24 protein-coding genes are annotated in these 25,473 nt (G+C 44.0%); 13 read left to right on the forward strand and 11 right to left on the reverse strand.

Translation table 11 applies throughout. The annotated features are described in order from the left end of the window. Positions 1-15 precede the first annotated feature (15 nt). From DKT73_RS04310 to DKT73_RS04320, 3 genes are read right to left on the reverse strand one after another with little or no spacing between them, the layout of a single operon-like run. The gene (locus tag DKT73_RS04310; protein WP_111637351.1) at positions 16-3,177 is read right to left on the reverse strand and encodes an efflux RND transporter permease subunit; all 3,162 of its coding nucleotides are present in this window, start codon (positions 3,175-3,177) and stop codon (positions 16-18) included. A 2-nt stretch (positions 3,178-3,179) separates the two neighbouring features. After that, positions 3,180-4,265, reverse strand: a complete 1,086-nt coding sequence (locus tag DKT73_RS04315; protein WP_157959150.1) for an efflux RND transporter periplasmic adaptor subunit — start codon at positions 4,263-4,265, stop codon at positions 3,180-3,182. A gap of 60 nt (positions 4,266-4,325) precedes the next feature. Next, complete coding sequence (locus tag DKT73_RS04320; protein ID WP_111637353.1) at positions 4,326-4,937, reverse strand: PepSY domain-containing protein; 612 nt, start codon at positions 4,935-4,937, stop codon at positions 4,326-4,328. A 207-nt stretch (positions 4,938-5,144) separates the two neighbouring features. On the opposite strand from DKT73_RS04320, the gene DKT73_RS04325 reads away from it, so the two are divergent. The 5 genes from DKT73_RS04325 (at position 5,145) to DKT73_RS04345 (ending at position 9,964) form a co-directional block, all read left to right on the forward strand. Then, a complete protein-coding gene (locus DKT73_RS04325; RefSeq protein ID WP_111637354.1) occupies positions 5,145-5,597 on the forward strand; it encodes a MarR family winged helix-turn-helix transcriptional regulator in 453 nt (150 codons plus the stop codon). A 131-nt stretch (positions 5,598-5,728) separates the two neighbouring features. Further along, positions 5,729-6,151 (forward strand): organic hydroperoxide resistance protein, encoded by a 423-nt coding sequence (locus DKT73_RS04330; RefSeq protein ID WP_111637355.1) that lies wholly within the window; start codon positions 5,729-5,731, stop codon positions 6,149-6,151. Between the two features lie 386 nt (positions 6,152-6,537). Beyond that, on the forward strand, positions 6,538-8,424 hold the full coding sequence (locus DKT73_RS04335; protein WP_111637356.1) for a methyl-accepting chemotaxis protein: 1,887 nt from the start codon (positions 6,538-6,540) through the stop codon (positions 8,422-8,424). Between the two features lie 69 nt (positions 8,425-8,493). After that, positions 8,494-9,594 (forward strand): SMP-30/gluconolactonase/LRE family protein, encoded by a 1,101-nt coding sequence (locus DKT73_RS04340; RefSeq protein WP_111637357.1) that lies wholly within the window; start codon positions 8,494-8,496, stop codon positions 9,592-9,594. Positions 9,595-9,655: 61 nt separating this feature from the next. Further along, positions 9,656-9,964: a 4a-hydroxytetrahydrobiopterin dehydratase gene (locus DKT73_RS04345; RefSeq protein WP_111637358.1), complete on the forward strand. Its 309-nt coding sequence runs from the start codon at positions 9,656-9,658 to the stop codon at positions 9,962-9,964. Between the two features lie 39 nt (positions 9,965-10,003). On the opposite strand, the gene DKT73_RS20135 is transcribed toward DKT73_RS04345, so the two are convergent. Further along, positions 10,004-10,570 (reverse strand): helix-turn-helix transcriptional regulator, encoded by a 567-nt coding sequence (locus DKT73_RS20135; RefSeq protein WP_198666537.1) that lies wholly within the window; start codon positions 10,568-10,570, stop codon positions 10,004-10,006. 229 nt (positions 10,571-10,799) lie between these two features. On the opposite strand from DKT73_RS20135, the gene DKT73_RS04355 reads away from it, so the two are divergent. Continuing rightward, complete coding sequence (locus tag DKT73_RS04355) at positions 10,800-11,816, forward strand: alpha/beta hydrolase family protein (protein ID WP_111637359.1); 1,017 nt, start codon at positions 10,800-10,802, stop codon at positions 11,814-11,816. Here the strand turns inward: DKT73_RS04355 and DKT73_RS04360 are convergent. After that, positions 11,813-12,859 (reverse strand): helix-turn-helix domain-containing protein, encoded by a 1,047-nt coding sequence (locus DKT73_RS04360; RefSeq protein WP_111637360.1) that lies wholly within the window; start codon positions 12,857-12,859, stop codon positions 11,813-11,815. The genes DKT73_RS04355 and DKT73_RS04360 overlap by 4 nt on opposite strands. Positions 12,860-13,008: 149 nt before the next feature. Here DKT73_RS04360 and DKT73_RS04365 point away from each other — a divergent pair, with 149 nt between their 5' ends. Together DKT73_RS04365 and DKT73_RS04370 are read left to right on the forward strand one after the other, a co-directional pair. Beyond that, the gene (locus tag DKT73_RS04365) at positions 13,009-13,362 is read left to right on the forward strand and encodes a DUF805 domain-containing protein (RefSeq protein WP_111637361.1); all 354 of its coding nucleotides are present in this window, start codon (positions 13,009-13,011) and stop codon (positions 13,360-13,362) included. Between the two features lie 13 nt (positions 13,363-13,375). Then, a complete protein-coding gene (locus DKT73_RS04370; protein ID WP_111637362.1) occupies positions 13,376-13,936 on the forward strand; it encodes a hypothetical protein in 561 nt (186 codons plus the stop codon). Between the two features lie 39 nt (positions 13,937-13,975). Here the strand turns inward: DKT73_RS04370 and DKT73_RS04375 are convergent, their stop codons facing one another. Beyond that, complete coding sequence (locus tag DKT73_RS04375) at positions 13,976-16,855, reverse strand: bifunctional diguanylate cyclase/phosphodiesterase (protein ID WP_111637363.1); 2,880 nt, start codon at positions 16,853-16,855, stop codon at positions 13,976-13,978. A gap of 530 nt (positions 16,856-17,385) precedes the next feature. After that, positions 17,386-18,237: a LysR family transcriptional regulator gene (locus DKT73_RS04380; protein WP_198666538.1), complete on the reverse strand. Its 852-nt coding sequence runs from the start codon at positions 18,235-18,237 to the stop codon at positions 17,386-17,388. A 160-nt stretch (positions 18,238-18,397) separates the two neighbouring features. Between DKT73_RS04380 and DKT73_RS04385 the strand changes: the two genes are divergently transcribed. The 4 genes from DKT73_RS04385 (at position 18,398) to DKT73_RS04400 (ending at position 20,936) form a co-directional block, all read left to right on the forward strand. Then, a complete protein-coding gene (locus DKT73_RS04385; protein ID WP_111637365.1) occupies positions 18,398-19,120 on the forward strand; it encodes an HPP family protein in 723 nt (240 codons plus the stop codon). A 41-nt stretch (positions 19,121-19,161) separates the two neighbouring features. Continuing rightward, positions 19,162-19,557, forward strand: a complete 396-nt coding sequence (locus DKT73_RS04390) for a VOC family protein (RefSeq protein WP_111637366.1) — start codon at positions 19,162-19,164, stop codon at positions 19,555-19,557. Positions 19,558-19,671: 114 nt separating this feature from the next. Then, a complete protein-coding gene (locus DKT73_RS04395) occupies positions 19,672-20,133 on the forward strand; it encodes a methyltransferase family protein (protein ID WP_111637367.1) in 462 nt (153 codons plus the stop codon). A 479-nt stretch (positions 20,134-20,612) separates the two neighbouring features. Continuing rightward, a complete protein-coding gene (locus DKT73_RS04400) occupies positions 20,613-20,936 on the forward strand; it encodes a hypothetical protein (RefSeq protein ID WP_111637368.1) in 324 nt (107 codons plus the stop codon). A gap of 472 nt (positions 20,937-21,408) precedes the next feature. Here DKT73_RS04400 and DKT73_RS04410 read toward each other — a convergent pair whose 3' ends face one another. Genes DKT73_RS04410 through DKT73_RS04425 form a run of 4 tightly spaced genes read right to left on the reverse strand, consistent with a single transcriptional unit; the run spans position 21,409 to position 24,272 of the window. Continuing rightward, positions 21,409-22,137 carry an amino acid ABC transporter ATP-binding protein gene (locus tag DKT73_RS04410; RefSeq protein WP_111637370.1) on the reverse strand — a complete coding sequence of 243 codons (729 nt, stop codon included), beginning with the start codon at positions 22,135-22,137 and terminating at the stop codon, positions 21,409-21,411. Next, entirely contained in the window at positions 22,124-22,774 is a 651-nt protein-coding gene (locus DKT73_RS04415; protein ID WP_111637371.1) for an amino acid ABC transporter permease, read from the reverse strand. The genes DKT73_RS04410 and DKT73_RS04415 overlap by 14 nt, the downstream gene beginning before the upstream one ends. 33 nt (positions 22,775-22,807) lie before the next feature. Beyond that, positions 22,808-23,470, reverse strand: coding sequence for an amino acid ABC transporter permease (locus DKT73_RS04420; protein ID WP_111637372.1), 663 nt, complete (start codon positions 23,468-23,470; stop codon positions 22,808-22,810). Between the two features lie 10 nt (positions 23,471-23,480). Then, entirely contained in the window at positions 23,481-24,272 is a 792-nt protein-coding gene (locus DKT73_RS04425) for a transporter substrate-binding domain-containing protein (protein WP_111637373.1), read from the reverse strand. Positions 24,273-24,594: 322 nt separating this feature from the next. Between DKT73_RS04425 and DKT73_RS04430 the strand changes: the two genes are divergently transcribed. Then, entirely contained in the window at positions 24,595-25,413 is an 819-nt protein-coding gene (locus DKT73_RS04430; RefSeq protein WP_111637374.1) for a MurR/RpiR family transcriptional regulator, read from the forward strand. The last annotated feature ends 60 nt before the right edge of the window (positions 25,414-25,473 follow it).

Here is a 25,473-nt window from a genome sequence, read left to right on the forward strand (position 1 = left end):
TCGTTGTTATGCCCTTTAAGGTGATTTTTTCTTTATGTTAAGACGCTTTTCGGACAGCTGAAATACCCAAATGGTCATCGCTGGTAGAAAAGTAACGGTTACAAAAGCCGTAATAAGCAAACCAAATAATACAATGATGCCAACACCTCGGTAGAGTTCAGAACCTTCACCCGGAAGGAAGACTAAAGGGATTAAACCACAGATGGTGGTCATGGTCGTGATCGCGATAGGGCGTAGACGTGTGGCAACGGCTTGCTGTACCGCCTCTTGTATTGTGCAGTGCGTTTCTTTTAAACGATGGCGTGCGCTTTCGATAATCAAAATAGGGTTATTAATAACCGTCCCCATTAAAATCAATAAGCCTAGCATGGTGATCATGTCAAAAGGTTGAGAGAAGGCGGGCAATCCCAGTACGGGCAGCCATCCTCCTAGACCATTCATCAACGCTAACCCAATAATGCCGCCACTAATGCCCACTGGAATGGTGGTGAGTATCAATAAGGGATAAACCCAGTTAGACAAAATAGCCACCAACAGCAAATAAATGATAGCAATAGCAATGACAAAATTGTCCATTAGAGCGGCTTTTGTTGCGTTCAGTTGATCGCTTGCTCCTGAAATAGAAATCGTCACCGTCTCTGGTAAAGTGCTATTTTGTCGCAATTCAAGTAATTTCTGTTGCACGGCCGCTACCCCTTCTTCAAGTGCCATACTGCGAGGAGGAATCACGTTCAATGTGACGGTTCTATTACCGTTGATGCGTCTAACCGTGTTGGTGCCCACGGTTTCTTCAATGGTGACAAGCTCAGAAAGAGGAAGCGCCCCGCCTGTCGGTGTATGCAGTATGCGTTTCGATAATTCCGCGACTGAAGCTTGTCGTTCTGCGCCATAAACATAAATGTCCATTTTTTCGTCTTCGAGGAAAAAGTCGTCAACGAAAGCGCCTTGGTTGAGTGCCGCAATGGAGAAGCCAAGTGTTTCCATGTTCATCCCCAGTTCTTCAACCCGCTCCCAATTGGGTCTCATTTGGATCAGCGGTTGATCCAACGTGAGCGAGGAGGGTTGGGTTTGGATACGCGGATTGCCCAAGTGTTCTGAGAGCTGTTCATAGAGATGGTTAGCGGTGCTATAAATTGTGCCAAGATCAGGACCAGATATGTCTAAGCTGATGCTTCTTGTGCCACCATTGTTACTGGAAATAATCGAACCTCGAGACGCAAACGCACGCATGCCTGGATAACTGCGATAGACACGAGTCAATTCATCCATTAACGCATCAATGTGATTTGGGTCGATGGGCTCGGCGATGGAAAATAAACGAGTGGGTGAGACGTTAAAAGTGATCAGTGCCAAAGGTGGGACCTGAGTCTTACCCGCCAAATAATGTTCTGGTGAAGCATTGATGTGCGGCAAAAAATGCCCTTTTATTTGCTCGGTGATCAGCGCCATTTCCTGCATGCTGTAACCTGGTGGTGGATTCATCACCGCAAAGGTTTTTGGTTCTTCCCCTTCTGGCAAGTACTCTGCGGGCGGTGTTAAATAGAGTAACGAGATAATGCAAACCGCACAGGTCATAAAGATCACGGTAAGGCGTCGAGTAGAGGTCGCTACGAGTCTCGCACAGAGGTTAGCAAGGCGATCTATAATGGATGTTTTGGTTTTTTGTACGGACGTTTCTTCTTTTTTCTTAGTCGAAAAATCGAGGTTTGCGCACAGCACAGGCACAATGGTGACGGCGACTATCATCGAGGCAATAATGGCACCTGAGACAGCAATAGCAATATCAGAGTAGATTTGTCCTGCTTCTTCATCAATAAACAAGATAGGCAAAAACACCAATACCGTCGATGCCGTAGACGCCAATACGGCAGACCAGACATCACGAACGCCCTTGAGCGCGGATTCGAAACGGTCTAATCCTAAACGCCGATAACGTTCAATATTTTCCAATACCACAATGCTGTTGTCGACGCTCATACCAATGGCGAATGCCACGCCAGCGAGAGAGATAACATTAATAGTGCGCCCAGTGATCATCAAACCTAAAAATGCGGCTAAAGTGCAGAGCGGAATGCCCACAACGGCAATAAGAGTCGCTCGGCTTGAGCGTAAAAATAGATACAGTACCATGGTGGCAAAAATTGCCCCCAGACCTAAATTGGTGAGTACATTCACCACGGACGCTTCAACGTAACGCACGTCATCTGAGGTGATCACCATTTTCATTCCGGCAGGTTCTAACACCTCGCGATTGATGGTATTCATTTCCTCAAGCATATCGCGTTTAATCTGAATCACATTAGCGCCACTTTCTCGACGCACTTGAAGGCCAATACCACGATTACCATTAAAATAGGAAATGGCACGTCTGTCTGCTAAGCCAAACTCGACAGTGGCCACATCAGCGAGCCTAACGATGTTATCGCCACGGCGGACAATAATCAGGTTTTCTACGTCTTCCAGGGTTTCGAAACGACCTAGTGTGCGCAGTAAATAGCGTCGTTTACCTGAATCTACTTCTCCGGCTGACATATCCATATTACGGCGACTAATAGCACTGCGTAGGTCCGTTAACGATAATCCCCGTTGCGATAGTGCCATCTGATCGACAAAAATTTGCAATTGTTGGCTGGAACCACCATAAACCGAGACCTCAGATACCCCCGTTATGCCTTCCATTATGGGTCTGACTCGATCATCGACAAAATCCGCCATGCGTTCGATTTCAACCGATTTAGGGTTATTGTCCAGCGGTGAAATATGGAAGCGCAAAAAAGCCTCTGTTGAAAAGGCGGCAGAAACGACACGAGGTTGATCGACATTAGCAGGGTAGGAGCGGACTTGGCTAAGTGCACCATTCACTAAAACCAGCTTTTCTGTCATATCCACATCAAAGGGAAAGGCCAGTTCAATCCTTGCGCGACCGCTTTCTGCGATCGCTGTCATTTGCTGAAGTCCGGGTAAATTGCGTAAGTATTGTTCTTGCTCGATGAGGATGTCTTTTTCGACATCCTGTGGTGTGGCGCCTCGCCAATTGGTTTCAACGGTAATCGTTCGGACTTCTACATCCGGTACCATTTGTACCGGTGCTTTGAGTACGGCAGCGCTTCCCAGAATAATCAGCATGCAAGCCATAACGGCGACAAGAATGCCGTTACGTAATAAAAAAGAAAACATGATTATGCTCCAGAATCAGCGACACGCACGACATTGCCTTCCATAAGGCCTTCGTTTCCCCGAGTCACAATCAGTTGATCCTGTTGCAATTCAGAGTCCAGTACTTCGACCGTATTATTCATGTAAGTTCCCGGAGTGACGGCCTTTTCTGACACAATATAGTGTCCTTCTTCATCGTGTTTACTGGCGACCCAAACGGTGGTGCGACCATTTGGGTAACGATTGATTGCATCGCGATTAATCAGTAACCCCGTTTCAGCGTTCGGTAGTTTTAGGGTCGCTTTGACGGATACCCCAGGTAAAAAATTATTGCACGCCGAGACATCGGTTTTGATCAAAAAGGTGCGAGAAATACGGTCGCTGACCGGAACCTGATGGGTGATTGTTGACGCTATTTTCTGGCCGTTACAATCCAAGGTAATGGCAGCTCGAGTGGATATTTTGGCGTAATAATGCTCTGGAATACGGAAGTCGGCTGTTAAGCCACTGTCGTCTGTTAGGGCAAACATTTGAACACCTTGTGCTGCCCATTCACCGACATGAATAAAGCGTTCAGAAATAATCCCTGAGTAGGGGGCTCGTAAGTGGTGTTGACTCAATAATGCGCGTAAGCGTGACTCTTCAGCTTGTAACTGAGCTACCTGCGACTGCAGCAACTGTACATTACTTTTTCGGCTTTGGACTTCGGTGACGCTAATGTCACGACCTGCTTGTAATGATTCGGCTTCTTTTAAAAGGCGTTTAGCTTCTGCAAAGCGGATATTGGCTTCGTTGACGCTGCTGACGGCTTTTTGATGTTCAAAACGCGTCAATTCGTCGTCTAAAGAAAGCAGTGTATCGCCTTTTTTTACCGCATCGCCTTCTTTGACATGGACTGTTTTGACGATACCTGAAACGTAGGAAGATAAGGTTGAGGCTTCTATTGCATTGATGGTGCCGACAAGGTCGATTTCATTCACAATCGTCTTTTGAGTCACGGGTTCTAATTGAACAATAGAGGCAGTTCTAGCTAACGCGACGCTTGCAGAGCACAGTGCAACAGTGATTGCAGTAGGAACAAGTAAGTATTTTAGTACGTTTGTCATCATCAACTTTCCATGCATGAGTGAACGATATGTCACCGAGTTTTATCTTCGATTGCGACGCCTTTAGCGTCGCAAAGAGGGAACGATTTCACCAGATTTTGCGTCAATGAGTATTTTTGTCGAACCGGATGGCCCTATTGATTTGACCTCATAAAATGTTAATCCGCGTTTGCGTTCTAGCTCGATAGACTCAATATATGAACCTTCTGGTAGATTCGTCAGTGCGATAGCATCTTGGATAGAAATGCCTTGGTTTTTTACGGTTTCCAGCGCGGCTAGGTCATGGTCATCTAGCTTATTAAAGCCCATGAAACGTAATGATTTTGAATAGTTGCTTATCTTCTCGCCGTTGTGCAATGCATAGTGCGCTTTGTATCTTGTGCCTTCTTCGAGATCGATGCCTTTTATCTCGTACATTAAAATATTGTCCTCCTCATCCAGTTCGATTTCGGTAACAATCGAAGGATAGTCGGCTTTAAAGGTTGCTATGACAGTGTCTAAAGAGGTTTGACTGGATTTGAGTGCTAAGAGCATCATTTGGTTCTCTTTATAATCATCGTGATCTTTTGCGTAGGTGGTACTGCTCATCAACAAAGCGGCCGAGCAGAGCGCAACTAAGGTGATGATAGATATAAAGGTCGTGAAGATAATGCTGAATTTGGTTTTGAGTGTCATGGTTATTACCTCATTTAATTAGATTGCCTTGTTAAGCATGACGTCACTATAACTGGGGGCTATTAACGATAAGATGATCGCAACATTAAACTTTTTTCATCTTAGGGAATGGCTGTCTTTTTTAGCGACATGCAGTTCTCGCTAAAAAAGAGTAGAATTCTTAATCATTATCGCCATAACAATTGGCGCAACTATGCATGAGAACGTATGACTTCTGACAATTCTTTACTCCCTAATAACCCATTATTGCTCGACAATCAGTTGTGCTTTGCCCTGTATTCGACGTCTTTAGCAATGACTCAGTTCTACAAAGAGCCTCTTTCCGCCATTGGTTTGACGTATCCTCAATATACGGTCATGTTGATTTTATGGGAGCAAGACGGCGTGAGTTTGAAACACATTAGTGATGCGCTTGGGCAAAAGTCTGGTGCGTTGACGCCAGTGATAAAGCGCATGGAAGCGGATGGTTTGGTTAAGCGTTTGCGCGGTGTAGACGATGACCGTAGCCTGAGTATTGCTCTGACTGAAAAAGGTAAAACATTGCGTGAACAAGGCTTAGATGTGAACCGCTGCGTTGCCCAAGCCTGTGGAATGAACATGGATGACGTTGTCGCTTTGCGTGAGCAACTGGTGGCTCTTAGAAATAAATTGATAAAATAACACTTGCGCAATAATAGTTATCGCGATAACATAAATCCATTAGCTCAGGTAACTGAGCTTTTATTTCACCTAATAGTTATCGCGATAATCATTATCTAGATAACAAACTGTATCATTCTAGGAGCAATATTATGCAAGCAATTTATAGTGCAACAGCAACGTCTACTGGTGGCCGCGATGGTCGTTCGATTTCATCTGATAACAAATTGGATCTTGCTCTTAGCACGCCAAAAGAGTTGGGCGGCGCTGGCGGTGAAGGGACGAACCCAGAGCAACTTTTTGCCGCAGGTTATTCTGCTTGTTTCATTGGTGCATTGAAATTGGTCGCATCTCAGCAGAAAGTAAAAGTGCCTAATGATGTTAATGTCACGGCGACTATCGGTATCGGCGCGAACACCAAAGGCGAAGGTTTCACTATCTGCGCTGATTTGGAAGTGAATGTTCCTGGAGTTGAAAAAGACGTTGTTGAGCAATTGGTTGAAGCGGCTCATAAGGTTTGCCCATACTCAAATGCAACGCGCGGCAACATCGATGTGAACTTTACGATTGTCTAAAACATACGAAAGACAGATATAGATCAGTGTTGGTAAAAATGTACTCAAAATGTCTACGAAACCTACTATGAAGAAGAGGTAAAGTAATGTAATCTGCAAGTAGGTTAGGCTAAGGAAGCATCTGCAAAACGGACTTTTGAGTACATCTTCATAACTCATTTCTTGAGAGTATATTTTGATTTCCCTTGTCCAAGGGGAATGTATTCTTGTCCTTGTTGTGTGTTTTTCTCTCTACCGTAACGCTCCTCTCTTTATGCTGGGCGGCATTTTAATTTTATTGTCACTCTTAACATATAGGCTTTGAATGGCGGACTTTCTGTTATTTTCTCAATGCCAGAAAATACCCCTGAGTTTCTAAAGACAATTTACATATAAGGATATGGTCTATGAAATTTACCTTAAAAAATAGAATTCTGTTTTTTACTTTGTGTCTTATTCTTGTCATTTCAGGGGTGTTAACTTGGAATGGTTACAGCCGATTCAGTTCATTCAATAGCGAATATGCTCTCGAAAACCAAAAAGTAGAAACCATCTTGGTGGCGGCGGCGTTAGAGCAAAATATCAATTCTTACTTTGGTGCCTTGCAAAGCTTCCATGTCGATTTTAACGACGACTTAACTTTTGCCAACGAAAAACAAGTCACTGAAGCATTGGCTTTATTAAAAAGCACCAATCCTGCTATTCAGGCTGCTTTTGTGGCACTAAAAAGTGGTCTTTCTTTTGAGGGCGATCGTTTTTTCCCCGGATTCAATGCTAAAGACTTAAAAAAAGAATGGTATGTCAGGGCATTTGCAGGTGAAAAAAACATCATAACGAAAGCCTACTTTGGTGAGGGTGAACAGGCGGATGTGTTTGCTCTGGCTTCGCCAATTTACCGTGATGGCAATGTTATTGCTGTTGTTTGTGTCACTCTTAAGGTATCTGAACTCACTACTTTTATTGAAGGGTTGACGGAGAAAAATCAGCTTTTTGTGTTTGATGAGGGCGGTTATGTTGTTTCGGCTCCGCAAAAAGAGCTATTGGGTAAAAATATTTACCAAATACGCCCTGATTATTCAAAGTTTAATGGCAATAACCCCGTGCTGCACTACAGCATCAATGGTCGTGATGTGACAGCATTTGAGGGAAAGCTGCAGAATCGAAACTGGAAAGTGGTGTCTTATAATTTGGATGACGAGATTTCGGCTCCCAGTCAAAGTATGTTAATCGGTTCTATTTCTATCTTTTTTGCTCTGGTTATCGTCTCACTTTGTATTGTGTATTACGGTGTAGTAAATCTGGTTTACAAGCCTATTGGCGGTGAGCCGACAGAAATATCCGATATTATTTCACGTATAGCGAAAGGCGATTTGTCGCAAAGATTACAAAATAACGGTAATGAAACGGGAATTTATGCGTCGATTATTACGCTAAATCAGAAGCTCTCAGAGATCATTCGTGGCAGCCTGTCCATTTCGGATAATGTGGCTTCTGCTTCTGAAGAATTAACCTTGGTCATGAAAAGCACGGCAGATAATTCTGCCGAAGAATTAAAAGAAGTTGAGTCCATTGCCAATGCGGTCAATGAATTGTCCAATGCTTCTGAAGAAGTCAGTGCAAACGCCGTTCAGGCGGAAGACAAAGCGAATAAGGCCATAGAAAGTGTGACAAAGGGCCATCAAGGTCTACAAAAATCCATCGATTTAACTCATAGCATTAATACCACGTTTAATGAAACCGCCAGTATGATCGCCAAATTGCGAGACGAAACACTGAACATTGGCGAAGTCACTAATGTTATTAGCGCTATTTCTGAACAGACCAATTTATTGGCGCTTAATGCCGCCATTGAGGCCGCTCGTGCTGGAGAGCAGGGTCGAGGCTTTGCGGTGGTGGCAGATGAAGTTCGTAGTCTTGCAGCGAAAACACAAGCCTCTACCGCCACTATTCAGGCAATCATCGCGACCTTGCAAGATCAGTCCAAGAAAGCCAATGACAACATGGTTGAAAATGTAAAAGCGATTCAGGCGTCGGTGGCGTTATCAGAACATGTTAAGCGTTCTTTTGACGAGCTTTCTACTTATGTCCGCGCCATTTCAGATATCAATACACTGGTGGCGGCCGCTTCTCAGGAACAGTTTAATGTCACGGCTGATATCAATAAAAATACTGCCAATACAGTTGATCTAGTTAATCAGAACGTGTCTGCGATTAATCAAACTCAACAGGCCGCAAAGGAGCTTGCTCAGTTGGCGCTAAGCCAAAAAGAGACGCTTTCTTTTTTTAAACATTAATGGCAGCGGCCAGACTAGCTAAATAGTTTTGTGTAATAACGCAACGGATTTATTAGGGAGTATAGGGAAATGGAAAGAGTCAATCCAATCGGGTTACTTACGGAAGAGACGTCAAATTCTCGTCGTGATTTCTTCAAAAAAACGGCGGCGCTGTCTGGTTTTGCACTAGGCAGTTCTGCGTTATCGGGCAAGCTTTTGGCAGAGCCATTGAGCCTGAATTATCCTGATGAGCATGTAGAGATACTCGATGAGAGCTTTTCGAAGTACCGTCTTTTTAATGCCAGTGTTGAGCGATTAGCAACGGGAATGCGCTGGGCAGAAGGCCCTGTTTGGATTGGTGATGGTCGTTATTTATTGGTCAGCGATATTGCCAATAATTGCATTATGCGTTGGGACGAAATCACCAATCAGTTTAATGTTTACCGTCATAAATCCAACTATTCAAATGGCTTATGTCGAGATCTTGAGGGGCGACTGATTGCTTGTGAAGGTTCGACAACAGATACCGAAGGTCGCCGAGTAACAAGAACTGAGCATAACGGCAAAGTGACGGTATTGGCCGATAATTTTCAAGGGAAGCGTTTTAACTCGCCCAATGATGCTGTGGTTAAGCGTGATGGTTCGATCTGGTTTACCGACCCTCCATTCCAAGCAGGCAGTATGTATGAAGGGCATATTATCAAGACGGAACTCCCCGACGCGGTATACCGTATTGATGGTAAAACGGGGGCGTTAACTCAGGTTATTAATAATCTAGCTGGACCAAACGGTCTGTGTTTTTCGCCAGATGAATCCGTTTTATACGTGGTTGAATGCTCTTCACAACCCAGAAAAGTGTGGGCATATGATGTTATGTCTAATGGCAGCCTTGGCCAACGCAAAGCAATTATTTCAGACATTCCTCACGCTGCGTTCGACGGTATTAAATGTGATCAAGACGGTAATCTATGGTGTGGTTGGGGAAGTGATGGTTCGGCAGGGCTAAATCCTCAAGCACTCAATGGCGTTATGGTGTTCAATAATAAAGGCAAGCCTATTGGTCATATTAGGCTGCCTGAATATTGTGCCAATATTTGTTTTGGTGGGACGGAAGGCAATCGGTTATTTATGGCGTGTTCGCACTCTATTTATGCTTTGTACGTTAACACTCGAGGGGCTACCTTTGTTTGATATCAATTTAGTCATCAAGCCGCTAGACTGGTATTTTGTATCTGCATAGAGGCGTAAACGCATGACACATCGAAAACTCGAACCGCATGAGATAGCGCAAGCACTCAATCAATTAAACACAGAAACGTCAAACGTGTGGGTGATAGAAGACGAAAAACTCAGTAAGACGTTTACATTCAAAGACTTTCAGCATGCTTTTGGTTTTATGACCCTGTGTGCTCTTTATGCTGAAAAACAAGACCATCACCCAGAATGGTTTAATGTGTACAACAAGGTCAAGGTACAGCTCACAACCCATGACGTGTCGGGCATTTCTAAAAAAGACATTGATCTTGCCGAAAAAATGGAAGCCTTTGCATTGTCGGTGTAACCAATAACACTCGACAATGCGGAGGCTTACGGCTTTGTTTTAATGAGTCAGAATCGCCGCTAATAACTGGCTTGAAGTGGGGACGAGGCCAAGCTTGATATCAAAAGGCTTGAAGACTTTATTGATGATGTCTGCGGTATAATTGCCTTTATCGTTTTCGATTTCTGATAAGGTTTTACGAGAGACACCAGAGAGCTTGGTAAAGGCGTCTTGTCTTAGGCCTAGTACATCCACTCGTAGCTCTCGTAAGGCTTGTCCTTGAGTCATCTCATCTAATAACAAACGTTTGATGATTTGGTTAATGGCGATCAGCTGTTCTTCTTTGCTCATGGGTTGCAGGTTTTTTGATGCCCGCTGCCTTATCGAGGTATTTGGGGCTTTTTCTTCCTCTGGTTTTGCAACAACAGAGTCAATCTTGTACTGTTTTTTAGGCACATTTTTCGATGAAATTGTGTGTTTAGACGTCGTCTCTTTGTGGTGTTTCTGTTCCTTAACCTCTTTTTTTGTTTCCAGCTTTGACTGTTTCTTTTTTAACTCACTTTTTTTGGCTTTGGTTTTATGCTTCTTTAGTGGCTGAGCACTATCTAACTGTTCTTTCATCTTCATTTTGTCGTCTCCGTAAACTTCAAGAAAAACGAGGTGAACACCGCGAATACCATCAGAGTACAGAGCTAATATGACAGATAAGTAACAATAAATGCTAGAAACCGTTTTGTTTTATGAAACGGTATGCTGAACGTGCTTTATCAGGTCCTCCATCCTGTTTTAGGACGCTTTAACGTGTTTTTTCTTTCACACTGATTTTTTTAAAAGCACTTTGAAAGGAGACATCACTATGAAGCGTTTCGCGATTTTTATCCTATTTTCAGCCTGTTGGGTGCCACATGCTTTTGCCTATTCGGTGGGGTTTGATCAGGTTCCGTTGTACGCAGACAGCGATAGGCCAGTGAAAGCCAGTGTTTGGTATCCTTCACAGACGACATTTCCCGTGGAAAGAATCGCGGAAAATGCGGCGTTTTTGGGAACCAATGTAGTTCGAGTGGGAACACCAATGCCGGGGCAATTTCCTCTAGTAGTGATTTCTCATGGTTATCGTGGCAATTGGCGCAATCAAAATTGGCTAGCAACAAAACTGGCACAAGAGGGTTATGTCGTGGCATCGCTTGACCATCCTGGAACCACGTCGTTTGATCATTCGCCACAAGCCGCGGCTCAGTGGTGGCAACGCGCTGGAGACTTATCGCGCTTGTTGGATTGGTTGTTGAATGAGTCTTATCTATTGCCAAATATCGATGCTAACAATGTCACCGCTATTGGTCATTCATTGGGCGGCTGGACGGTGATGCTGCTGGCGGGAGCTCAATTTGATCGTGATCAGCTAAAGCAAGAATGCGGTCTGAACGCGAGTCCTCGTGTGTGTGGCTTGATGCCAGAACTTGGTTTGGATCAACTCCAAATCGGCGAACCATCGGGCGGTTTGCAAGATACGCGAATAAAGCGAGTGGTTTCATTGGATTTAGGTTTAGCGCGTAGCTTGTCACGTCAGAGTTTACAAGCATTTACTACCCCGACTTTAATTCTTGCGGCGGGCGTAGATATCGGCGATTTACCGCAAACCGAGGAATCGGGTTTTCTTGCACACTATATCCCCGCCAAAAATCGTCGATACATTGTCTACCCAGACGCCGCGCACTTTAGTTTTATGCAGCTGTGCAAACCCAATGCTATTGCTATGCTAGAAGAGGAAGTGCCGGGGGATGGCATTGTTTGCCAAGACGGTAATGAGCGATCTCGGGATGAACTTCATCAAGTGATGTATCGGGATATTATGCACTTTCTCAAAACGTCTTAACCTTTCATATTAGCGCGCCGAAAGGCGCTCGGTGTTTGTTGCGCTACCCGAGAAAACTCTCGGTGAAAGTTAGACTTTGTCTGAAAGCCAGAATCCAAATAGATTTGGGTGATGGCTTTATCGGTTGTCAGCAGCAGCGTTTTGGCGCGTTCAATACGGTATTCGTTCACCACTTGTGAAATGTTGCGACCGTAAACTTGATTGATGGCAGCAGAGATTTGACGTGCTGGAATGCAGGCTTTGCGTGCCAGTCTATCGAGTGTTAAGTCTGGATCGAGAAACACTTCTTTGGTGCTAAGTAGCACTTCTATTTTGTGTACTATGTCTTTCACTTCATCCTCGCTCAACAGCGGCTGAGCTTTGTCTTTTCCCTTCTCGATGGCGTGTGTTTCTTCTTTACCGTATGGTTCGCTCACGCTCGGAGCCAGGCTCAAGCTCATCATAATGACGGCGATAGAAAGCACAGGCAGTAATACAGCGTGACCAATGGCGAGAATAATCAGCGCATGTTCGCCAGCGAAAAAATAAAAATCGATGGCTAACGCCCCGTCAATAACAGCAGACATCAATAGCATGGCACCTGCAATGCGTTCGGCTTTTAAAGCGTTGTCGATGTCTGATAAGCGTACTTTTTCTGGAAGGTTGGATGTTTTTAATGAGGACCGAATCAGAGCAATACCATAACCTAGGTAAAGGAGCGTTAAGACCGGGTCTAAAGGCGGTCGCCAAAAGGGATAAGTAAAAGACGCCAAAATGACAAAAATAGGGGGCAAAAAGTGCCATACCTTGAGCTTATGAGTTTGGTGGGCACTGGAAAAACAGTACCAAGCAGTAATCGGTATACAGGATGCCAAAATAGGTTGAATAAGGCGAAAGAGGGAATAATCAAAGGTCCAGCGTAACCCCACCACGGTTGTTGTGAGCGCACATAAGGCGATAAAGACAAACGCCGATTGTGTGGATTCTTCTCGGCGCATAAAGAGCAAAAACGCCAAAATAGACAATAATAGAGCAACCACAAAAGGCAAGGGAATGGCGATCATTTTGACTCCGTTTTTTATCACTCAGGCCTTTATTATGTCCTAGATCCTTATCAAGATCGTCCTTAAACCTGATTTAGGACGCGAATCTTTTTTTTGCAACGTACTTTTAAGTCTTCAATAACCCTTTGGGTTAATTAAAGGAGAAAAGTATGAATGAGTATTTTGATGCGTGGAAGCGTTATGCGCAATTTTCTGGACGGGCATCGCTAAAAGCATTTTGGGTGTTTTTTTTGGTGAACGGTTTTATCTCGGTTGTGTTTGTCGTGTCGGAATTAGCCTTTCCATCGACATGGCGAATAGAGGCGCTTTACAGCGTATTGGTTTTGCTGCCTATGTTGTCTTTGACTGTACGTAGGCTGCGTGACACAAACCGTTCCGCTTGGTGGTTGCTGGTGGTCTTGGTACCTGCGATAGGCATGCTTATTTTGTTGGTGCTATTGGCCTTACCCAGTGAGCCGAATAAGGATTTTGGTCATTATCCACAAAACAACGCCATGCTATAAACAGGAACTAAATATGAAAGATGTTAATAACTTACCCCACTTATCCACCATGTTATGCGCAATCCTGTTGCTTTTATCCGTTTCTGCTCGCAGCAATGAGGTAGATAATACGGATAGAAATCATGTGGTGATTCCTGAGAATATAAAAGCGGTTGTCTACATTGAATCGCCGAAAATGGGGACTTTGCTGCAGCTTCGAGGTATTGCAGGAAAAGGTGTGCTGCTCTCTAAAATGGACGCACAACAAGGAGTGCCAACAAACTGTGTTTTTTTACCGATCCGCTTTGCAGCAGGCGACTTTAGTGGTGAGAGCATTGGTATTCAATCGGTTAAACCGATTCGACTGCTTGTCTACTCCGATAAAGTGGCAAAGAAACTGATGGGCGGTGATGAGATTGTCAGCGACGATTATATCATTACGGACCAGAAGGATGCCGAATTGGGTGACATTAAAATCGAATCCGGTTTAACTCTTAGTTATGGTTTTGTGCTCAATCCTGGAGAATGGTCTTGGTCGTCGGTGTTTGGGTTAGATCCTGTGGATATTGGGTGTGAGCAGTTGAGTTCGCTTTGAATAAGCCTCTGGAAGCGCCTTGTTTCCAGAGGCTGGTTTTTATTTATCTAGGAATGTTTTCTCAAACACGTCTGCTGGAAGCGGCTTGCTGAATAAATAGCCTTGATAAATATCACAGTCTAATCCCTTGAGGATATTGAACTCGATACTATGCTCGACGCCTTCAGCAACCACTTCTAGATTCAGTTTTTTACACAGAGTAATGACACTTTCCACCATGGTAAACAGACTGTCATCTTTACTCATACTGGCAATAAAGGACTTGTCGATTTTGACCTCGTCAATAGGCAGCTTCCACAGTGAGTTGAGTGATGAAAAGCCTGTCCCGAAGTCATCCAGAGAAATGGTAATACCGTGTTCTCTTAGCGCCGTTAATGTGGTGATGGCGGTCTGATAGTTTTTCATAAAAACCGACTCGGTGATTTCTAAGCGGACCATTTTTGCTGGCACATCGTATTTTTTTAGAATATCCAGTAGATCTTTTTCAAATTTCGGTTCAATGAGTTGGATAGGGCTAATATTCAACGATAGCGTTCTAAAGTCAGTAGACGTTTTTCGGTTAAACCACTTGGCGAGTTGTTGGCAAGCTTTGTCTATAATTTGCAAACCAAGGGGGTAAATAAGGTTATTTTTTTCTGCGATCTCAATAAAAACGTCTGGGCTGACAAAACCAAATTTTTTATGATTCCAGCGAGCCAATACTTCAACGCCAATGACCTGCTGTTGTGCATTCATTTGTGGCTGAAAGTGCAAGTTCAAACTGTTTTCAGCGATGCAGTCTCTTAAATCCATCGTTAAAATGGTCTTTTTATTAAAGAGGTCTTGGTCTTTGTGGTCAAAGATATGAAAACGATTTTTGCCTTTATTTTTTGCGGAGTACATCGCAATATCGGCTTGTTTGAGTGTCTCATTAAAATCCAATATTCTCACGTCTTCCGAGATGATCCCCATGCTTGGCGTGATCACAAGAGTGTGCGCGTTATCCAAAATGGGTTCGCCAATACGCTGGATAATTTTGTCAGCGATGAGCTCGGCTAACGTGGGGTCCGGTAGGACCTGATGTGTTAAGACAATAACAAATTCGTCCCCACCCAAACGTGCGACTAGATCATTCGCCGTCGCACATTCGTTGAGCCTTTGTGCAATAGTGATTAATAATCTGTCGCCTGTTTCATGGCCCATGAAATCATTGACGTCCTTAAAGTTATCCAGATCGATAAAAAGCACAGACACATGGCTAATGTGTCTTTGTTCTTTCAACCCTTCGATAAAAGACCGAAGGTGTTCTCGGTTAGCCAACCCTGTTAGAGAATCAAAATAGACACTTTGCTCCAGCTGGTTGATGCGCATTTGGCTGTGTTTAGTACTAAAAAAGTCTTTACCCGCGTTAAAAATGATGTCTAAAAGATTGATGTCTTGCTCTTGCCAAGGAGAGCTTTCCCCTGCAATATTTTGACGCCATAAGGCAAACGAGCTTCTAGGCTCAAGATATCTTTCGTTATTTTCAACCACAATATTGATGGTTTGTGGAACACCACCCCATTTGATGGTTTTGGCCACTTCTTCTTTGCCTATAAAAACATAAAAATCATTTGGTACTTTTGCTCTGACCATGGCGATCCCGGCCATGTTATGAAGGCCGGGAATACTGCCTTTTTCCTGCGGTAATTTTTCGGACTGGAAATGGGTGGCGTCCTGTGTTGGGAAGAGATTTTTTAATGCCTCAATGGTTTTATCATCTGGACTCAAAAAAGACCGTCCTTCAAGTAGGTAGGACTGTTCTCTATAGATAATACCTATAAAATGATACTGAGTGATGGATTGAATTTTAAGCAGAATAGACTCAAACAGAGCGGCTGAGATATTCGCCATTTTTGCCTGATTAAAGGTCGCTTCTATGTAAGACTGAGCGTTCATTAAGTAAGAGAGCCGTTTAATTTTTTCAGCAGGAATCAAATAAGACGTAATAATCTCACTGAACAGCTCACCTGAAATACGCAATTGCGAAATCACATTATTGGTCGGTATTTTAGGGTCGTTATGATGAAAAACCACCATGCCCCACAATGCTTTGCCCTTCTTAATGGACAGCGATAATGAAGAGCCAACTTGCATATTTTTTAGATAACTACGATGTACCGTTGACATACTTCGTAGGATGGACAAGCTTTGATTAAGTGGTAGACCATTTGGTAACAGGGCTGGCTCTAATGGACACGGCTCAGCGTCTATGTCTGCAAAAAGTCGAATAGGGCTTAGCGCATACAGTTCACGGGCTTGCTTAGGGATATCCTCAGCGGGAAAGCGCATCCCTTCATATTTAATACTTTCACGTTCAGAGATGGCTTCTGCTACAACCTCACCTGACCAGTCTGGTAAAAAGCGATACATCATGACGCGATCGTATCGCGTATATTCCTGTAGCTGTCTTACTAACGTATGAAACAGAGTGGTCTCATCATGAGATGATTTAAGCAATTCGACCATATTATCAATTTGAGATAATAGAACGTTGCTGTTGTACTCGGAGCCTGAATTTGGAGAGAACTCTAAGCTGATCCAATTCTCGACCCGATGCGCAAAACACCCCCATAAAGAGGTTTGAATGATGCCTGTGTCTGTGATCTCAAGCACCACTGATTTTTTAGACGATAAAGCGGCTAAAAACTCGATATTGGCAAATTCAACCCATTGACTAATGTGGCTACCGAGTAATGTCGGGTAGGTATCTATAGACGACGTTTCTGTAAGTCGTTCCAGTGTGTTTGTAGAATGTTGAACAATGTGTAACGTGTCGGCATCAAGAACTAATTGAAATCCATGAGGTTGAATGGATCCGATGATTTGAATCGCTTCCGAGGCGCATTGTGCGGCTTCGTCACTTGTTATCTTACGTGTTTCAATTATTTCTTTTGTCATATTCCCTATCTCTTACCGTAAAAATGGTAGATTCTGAAACTACAGCACATCCTCGTAAAACCAAGGACGTTGGCGATATACCCCTGAGTATGGTTTGTACGTTAATCCTCAGCTGAAACATCAAAAAAAATCATAATATTTCTATAAATACTCATGTACTTCGTCGTTCTCTGATGAATTTATAATCAATAAATGTCTGTTTATAATAGAAAATTGACGGCTTTTATTAACTTAAGCCTCTTGCTTGCCAAAATACAACCCCAATGATAAAAAAACGAATAACACTTGTGTGAATGGTTTTTATTACATTAGAAAAAATGCAAACAGCGCTTCTTTTTTTAAAATAGGTATTGCCAGTGGAAGTAAAGCGACTATGCGAAGCGAATCCGACCCAAGCCGTGTCTCTCTCATATCACCTAATAATGAAGTTTGTAAGCGAGGTTTGTTCTACACACAATCGGACAGGAGATATAGCGAATAGTTCAGGTGTTTAATGCTTTGCTTTATTCTGTAGATCGTCTATCACTCAATCAAATAGACCAATGAGAGGCTTGGTTAAAGCCATCCAGCAGGCTCTTTTTTGCTTGCTCGAAATCATCTGGCAATGCCTTATTGTTATGGTAAACCAGGTAGATAGGATAGGTGAATTCTGCGGCACCTTTTACTTTGTGCAATCGTCCTTCTTTTAGGTATTGAGCAACGACTCGAGTACGGAAGTAGCCATTTCCACCTTTTGCCAGTAGATATTTTAAGGCCATGGGACCAAGAGAAAATTGCATTGCGGCCTGGCGATTAAAGGGGACGCAACGATCAAATTGCACGGTGAAATCTTCGCCCCAATCGATGAATAAATCAGGCGTTTGGCTCAAATCTGAAGCGACATGAATGAGCTTTTCTTCGGCAATCTGTTCGACCACTAAACTGGGTAAATAACGAGGGCTGTGCACAATAATGGCGTCGATTTCTTGCTTTTGTAGAGATTGATACAAACTGTCGGTTGTGGTGACTTGACTGTTGACGAGTAAGTGAGGCAGGTCATTATTCATCGTCAGTAACCAGTCAATGAGGATTGGGTTCCACAAACTAATTTCCCCACCGACTCTCAACGTTTGCTGAGCTTGGTAATCTGCCATGCTACACAGTTGCTTTGCTTGCTCCCATGCTTCTAGCATATTTTTCGCAGGTTTCACAAAGGCTTCACCACTTTTGGTTAGCCTAGCGCCTGCTCTATTCCTAACAAAGAGGCGACAATTTAACGACGATTCTAGTGCTTGAACTCGTGCGGTCACCGTGGTTTGAGTGACGTGCAAGCGTTCTGCGGCACGGGCAAAGGTACCAGCATGAATAATTTCGAGAAAGGTTCTGGCTTGTTCAATATCCATCTCAATTTTAAATGCAATTATATTGCATTTAAACCTCATTTAAATTCGTTATACATGAGGCTATTTTACTCACTAAAATGCTGCCCTTGCTAGGCAAATGCCACGTTTTGCCTATGTTGTCTGAAATCACTATTGATTATCGCAAGGCGCTATTGTTTTTATGTTCTTTTCGCTATGTCGCAATCTTGTTCGATTTATTGGTATTGAAACCAATAAAACCTCCCATTTTGAACGCTTTTTATCAGGAGCAACGGCGTGTCTCGCCTTAGTTTGTGTTTATTATTTTTCGAGTTTATTTTTATCTCTTTCTGATTCGTTGTTAGTGGTGGCTTCTATTGGCGCCAGTGCCGTTTTATTGTTCGCCATTCCCCATGGTGCTTTATCGCAACCATGGCCCTTTGTTATCGGGCACCTAATATCAGCGCTTATTGGTATCAGCTTTTATCAGGCGTTTGGGGCGTCTTTTGTGACGGGAGCGGCCGCGGTTGGCGTATCGATTATCGGCATGCATTACCTGCGTTGCCTGCATCCACCAGGCGGGTCGACGGCATTATCCTGTGTGATTGGCGGCAGCAGTCTGCATGCTATGGGCTATGAGTTTTTACTGTATCCGTTATTGATCAATTTGTTGGTGATGTTAGTGCTCGCAGTTATCCTCAATAATTGCTTTTCTTGGCGGCGTTATCCTGCTTTTTTAAATGCTTCGCTCCATCAAGAACCTCATGAACAGCACTTGCTTGAAATGGACGATCTTTATCACGTGCTAGAGCAGGAAGATATTTTTATCGACGTCAGTGCAGAAGAGCTTATGCACATTTACAACGCCGCAAGCGAGCATGCGAAAGCGCGACATAAAAGACTTGTATCTACATTGCCGAAGTAGGATCTTAGTGTGAAGACGCTATTTAATGAAAAAGGAATAACATGTTTTCGCATATTTATTACGGTGTAAGTGACTTTGAGCGAGCTTATGTTTTTTACAGCAAGCTAATGACTTGTTTAATCATCAAAGAGCGCTTTTATGATCGAGATAAGCCTTGGGCAGGTTGGAACAGCCCTAGTTCAAACGGCCGGCCGTTATTCGTTATCGGCAAACCTTTTAATGGTAAAGTCCATGATCAAGGCAATGGACAAATGATTGCCTTCAGTGCGAAAGATAGAGCCACCGTCACGGCTGCCTATGACTTAGCCATTGAAAACGGTGCCACATGTGAAGGTAAACCCGGACTGCGGAGCGAATACCATGAAAGCTACTTTGGCGCTTATTTTAGAGACTTAGACGGCAACAAGGTTTGTGTTGTTTGTCATGAAATTGAGTAAGACAGAGTCAGCTACTTCAGCAAGCTCTGGGAGATTTGGACGTTATTCTTAGCATCCATTGAGTGTCTTTATGGAAAAAACGCTTGGTGCCGCTGGTGATCAAAAGAGGGTGTCATGAAAAATCTTGAGCTTAAAGTTCCCCCTGTTATTTTAGTCGCGGTTGTTTTTGTCGGTATGTGGGCGGTATCGCCTATTTCGCTGGCTTTACGCTTTACCTTTTCCTATATGGAATGGTGGTCGGCTGGTTTGGTTTTTCTTGGCTTCTGTATTGCTATTGCGGGAGTTTTACAGTTTAGAAAAGCTGGAACGACAGTGGACCCTCGAGTACCAGATCAATCAAGCAACTTGGTGGTGAGTGGGATTTATCGCTATAGCCGTAATCCGATGTATTTAGGCTTTTTACTGGCGTTGTGTGGATGGTGTGTATTTTTAGGCAGTATGGTTTCTGTGTTGTTTTTGCCTGTTTTTATCCTTTATATGAATTGTTTTCAAATCGTACCAGAAGAGCGCTTTATGCAAGAAAAGTTTGCCGAGTCTTATCGCCAGTACAAGACTCAAGTGCGCCGCTGGATCTAAAGGCAGGTCAGGTAGTCATGATCGGCGGTTGTCATTGCGCTCAGGCGAAGGCTAAAATAACGTTATATTAGAGTTTAATCTCTTCGGATAAATTCCTCGCAGCTTGCTGCGTCATTCCCGCGAAGTGAGGTTGGCGTTAAAGCTTTTTAGGCCTGATGAGGAGGTACGACCTTGATCAGGCGTATAGCCTGCAATGGGCTGATTTATATTGCTTTTTGTAGGTCGTGGCTTTAGCCCGACAAGACCTAATTGGTCGTGGCGAGTTTTTTGTCGGCATAAATGCGCGACCTACAAGATCGAGATCAGTCGTTTTGTGATAGCTTCCTTCGAGGGAATGGAATATGAATAAAGCTTAATATTGCTCGAATGAAACACCGATATCCCGCAGCTTGCTGCGAAGATCTTTATTTGCAGCGAAACAGCATGTTTTCGTTGTTAGTGAATTTGCCATTGTTCAGAAAAAAGACAAGAGCGTTAAGATGACAATTGATATAGACCAGTTAACGGAAGATGAATTAGTCGAGCTGAATCATCGAATTGTTAAGCGGCTCAAATTTTTAGAGTCATTTCATACCCACAATGAAATGATGCAGTTTAGCCCCGGAGAGCAAGTGACGTTCGAACCGCCCGGTAGAGAGCGTCAAATTGGCATTCTGGTAAAGTTTAATCAGAAAACCGTTACCGTGATGACGGAATCTGGACATAAATGGAATGTCTCTCCACACTTGCTTAGCAAAGTGAAAAAAATGGACCCCAAAAAGGCCAAGTCCAACAAAGTCGTCAATTTGCGTAAGTCAAAATAACCCATCTACATAAGTGCTATTTTACGGGGATAGTAATGCATGTTTCTTTTTCAACGATTAGTTTTGAGCTTAGAATCGCCATCAGAAGAAGAACTAAAATCTGATTGGTTGCTTGAGGCTAGATGCAGGGCTGAAGAACTTGACAATTCTTCAATTCAGGCTGTATTAGCCGATGATGTCATGAGGAAGGCCCGAGCGCTGATCAAATAAATGATTCTTTTCACCCAGCAGCCGAAGCTGAGTTTTTAGAATCAGTTGGCTACTATGAATCTAAAGTTTTGGGACTAGGGAATATGCGAATAAGTCATATTTCTAGCTTCTGTGGATAAGTGATTACATTAAATATCAATTAGATAGAATCGTAACTAAAACGTGAAAACGACTTATTCGCAGTATCCCTAATGAACTCGATCAATCTCTTTAAAAACCACACTCCAATTGTGGAGTGTGGTTTCATTTAGTTGTCGAACCACTAAAGCACTGCCCCCATAAATTGTTTCAATTCATCGGTTTGTGGGTTGGACAAGATGGTTTTTGGGTCGCCTTGCTCCCAAACTTTGCCTTGGTGCATGAAGACAACTCGACTGCCAACATCGCGGGCGAAGTTCATTTCATGGGTCACTAGCACCAAGGTGATGCCTTCTTTCGCCAGTTGTTCCAGTACTTTTAATACTTCGCCAACCAGTTCAGGGTCGAGGGCTGAAGTAATTTCATCGCACAGCAAGACTTTTGGCGACATCGCTAAGGCGCGGGCGATGGCGACACGTTGTTGCTGACCGCCAGAAAGCTTTTCTGGGAAGCTGTCGAACTTCTCCGCCAGTCCGACTTTTTCCAGCATGGCGCGAGCGGTGGCTTCGGCCTCGGCTTTGCTTTTCTTCAACACAATCGTCGGCGCAAGCATGACGTTTTCGCCCACCGTCATGTGCGGAAACAAGTTGAAGTTTTGGAAGATCATACCAACGCTCAGTGCTAGGCGACGAACCTGAATGTCTTCTGTGGTCACTTCTTTGCCGTCAACGGTGATACCGCCTTCTTGATATTGTTCCAAACCATTAATGCAGCGTAATAGGGTACTTTTACCTGAACCACTCTTGCCAATGATAGACACCACTTCGCCCGCTTTGATATCGAGATCAATGCCTTTTAGCACATGATGATCGCCATAGTATTTATGGACTTGATGTAAGTTAACGAGAGACATTGAATTTTTTCTCCAGATGCTTGCTGTACAAAGACAGTGGGTAACAGAGCATGAAATAAATCAGTGCGACGAGCGTGAATATTTTGAAGGGCTCAAAAGTGGCATTGTTTAACATGGTGCCAACTTTGGTCAGTTCGACAAAACCAATCACAGAGGCCAGCGCCGTACCTTTAATCACCTGTACTGAAAAGCCGACCGTTGGTGCCGTTGCCACGCGAATGGCTTGTGGCAAGATAATAAAGCGCAAAGTCTGTAAGAAGCTCAAACCTAAACAGCGGCTTGCTTCCCATTGGCCTTTTGGCAATGTGTCGATGCAGCCACGCCAGATTTCCACCAAGAAGGCGCTGGTGAAAAACGTCAGCGACAAAATCGCCGCACCCCAAGCGGAGATCTCATAACCCAGCATGGACAAGCCAAAAAAGCATAAGAACATCTGCATCAGCAAGGGCGTGCCTTGAAACAATTCCACATAGATTTTGACGATGCGTTGCATCACTGGATTACGCGTTAAGCGCATAGCCGTTAATGTCAGCGCGACCGTGGTGCCACCGATAAACGCGGCCAGTGACAATAAAATGGTCCATTGTGTCGCAAACAATAGATTGCGCAAAATGTCGTAGTTAGAAAATTCGATCATTGAGTTTCCCTCATTTTACTTATTGAATGCTTTTTAATTGGACGTTCGATAAGCAAATAGGCGTTTTCCTAAAGCGTTGAAAGCAAATCTCAACAGAATAGACAAACCAAGGTACAAGAGTGCTGTCACCAAGTAGCTTTCAAAAGCACGAAAGTTGCGGGATTGCACTAGGTTGGCCGCGTAGGTTAGGTCTTGTACGGAAATTTGCGAAATCACCGCCGATCCCAGCATGACGATAATGCATTGGCTGGTAAGGGCTGGGTAAATTTTTTCAAAAGCCGGAATAAAGATCACCCGAGTTAGTGTTTGGCGGAAGTTTAAGCCCAACACCTTTGCCGCTTCCACTTGACCTTTTGAAATACTGGCAAGACCAGCCCGAATGATTTCTGTGCTGTACGCCCCAAGGTTAATCGTCAGAGCGATCATGCTGGCTTGCCATGGTGACAACATCATGCCAAGGGCAGGCAGGCCAAAAAAGATAAAGAACAGCTGAACAATAAAGGGTGTATTACGGATAAGTTCCACATACACACTGACGACGCTTTGACCCGCTCGGTTGCCGTATTGGCGTACGGTCGCGCAGACCGTACCCAATGCCACTCCCAAGATCGTTGTCAGTACAGTGAGCTCAACAGTGGTTTTTAAACCACTGAAGAACACGTCGCTGTATTGCAATAGATCAGAGAAATACAACATAACGGAACCCTTATGCGCCGAAGCCTTCAGGTAATGGGGCTTTTAACCACTTCATGGAAATGTTGTTAAGTTCACCCGAGGCCAATGCGGCTTTGATCAACTCATTTACTTTAGCTTGTAATGCTACTTCACCCTTTGCCATGCCGATGTAGCAAGGAGAGTCTTTCAGCATGAACTTATTCTCTGGTGCACGTTGTGGCTGACGATTCGCAATCTCGGCCGCCACTAGATTCCCCGTAGCAATCAAGTTTACTTGACCAGATAAGTAAGCGGTGAGTGTGGTGTTGTTGTCTTCAAAGCGACGGACATTGACAGACTTTGGTGCGTTTTTCTCAAGCTCTAAATCTTCTACTGAACCACGAGTGACGCCGACGGTTTTATCGGCTAGATCGTCTATTTTTGTCACGGCTACGTCTTTAGAACCAAATACGCCTAAAAAGAAGGGGGCGTAAGGGGTAGAGAAGTCGATGGCTTTTTCGCGTTCTGGGTTTTTGCCGAGGCTAGAAATCACCAAATCGACTTTTTGAGTTTGTAGATAAGGAATACGGTTGGCGCTGGTGACAGGAACGATTTCAATTTTTACCCCCATTTCCTTGGCGATGTAATTGGCCATGTCCACGTCGATGCCTTGTGGTTTCAAGTCGGTACCAATGGAGCCAAAAGGGGGAAAGTCTTGCGGCACGGCAATGCGAATTAAGTTGCGGTCTTTTATGTCCTGCAGTACGTCAGCGCTGGCACTGAGTGCACTAAAGCCAGCAGCGATGATTAAGGTTTTGCCTAATAGTTTGGTCAATCTTTTCATGGTTGGGGTTCCTATTTGTGTTGTTGAATGCCTGAAACACAATTTGCAACACCCATGCCAATATGAAACAAAAGTTTCTTATGCGTTGATTTCTGTAACAAATCACAGCAAAAAAGACCCTAAGCACCCAATGATCAGGTTTTATCATAGGCTCGTTTTTTGACGAAAGGGGAATATTGGTTGGTTTTTGTGCTCCAATGTGGGGCACGGTTGATTTTTTGGTGCAAAGTTCTCTAAGACGCCTAAAGTCGATAATCTAAGTTGGCAGCAGAATGATAATCCATTACCGTAGAGCAAAATATTTTTGAATTGAGGTTAACCCGTGGCGACAAAGCAGGATGTGCTATCCCTGATCGAACAGACTTACCCGACTCTGTCTCCATCAGCGCGATCCATAGCGAACTATCTACAACAGAATCCCTTGGCGATTGTGAGCCAAACGTCGGCCGAGATTGCTGAAAACACCAACACGTCAAAAGCGACCGTGAGTCGTTTCTTTCGTCAACTGGGTTACGATTCACAACAAGGTGCGAAGCAAGCGCAATTAGCCTTGCGTGAAAGTGGCGTGCCGATTTTCACCCAAGGCTCGTCTTTGGACCAAACCGCGCAAGAGTTAAAAAATCTGTCACTTACCTTTGAAGGCTTGCGACCAGAGACCCTTAACGATATCAGCCAACGCCTAGCCAAGGCGAAACGTGTGACCTTGATCGGCTTTCGTAACGCTTACCCATTGGCATTGCATTTTCGTCAGCAGCTGCAACAAGTGCGTCATTCTGTGCGCCTGCTGCCTCAGCCGGGTCAAACCTTGGGCGAAGACCTACACGATATTCTTGATGATGAAGTCATTGTCTTGCTGGGTTTTAGACGTCGCACTCGTCAGTTCAAAAAAGTGGTTGAGGCCTTGCAAGGAAGAACGACGGTGTTGATCACCGACCCAACAGGACAGGTTTATAACCAACAAGTGTCCCATGTGCTGGTTTGTCACCTTGGAAACGAAAGCCCATTCGACAGCTACGCCGCACCGATGAGTCTTATTTCTATGTTGTGCAATCGTGTGTTTGGTTTTCTGGGGGATGCGGCCAGTCGCCAAACGCAGGCGATTTCGGCGTTGTATGAAGATTTGGATGAGTTAGAACCTTAACGGTTACGACTACTGTGCTCGACAATACTTTGTTAAAAACAGACTCTAAATGCTCATTTA

This window comes from Marinomonas shanghaiensis, from assembly GCF_003259175.1.
Taxonomy (GTDB): domain Bacteria; phylum Pseudomonadota; class Gammaproteobacteria; order Pseudomonadales; family Marinomonadaceae; genus Marinomonas; species Marinomonas shanghaiensis.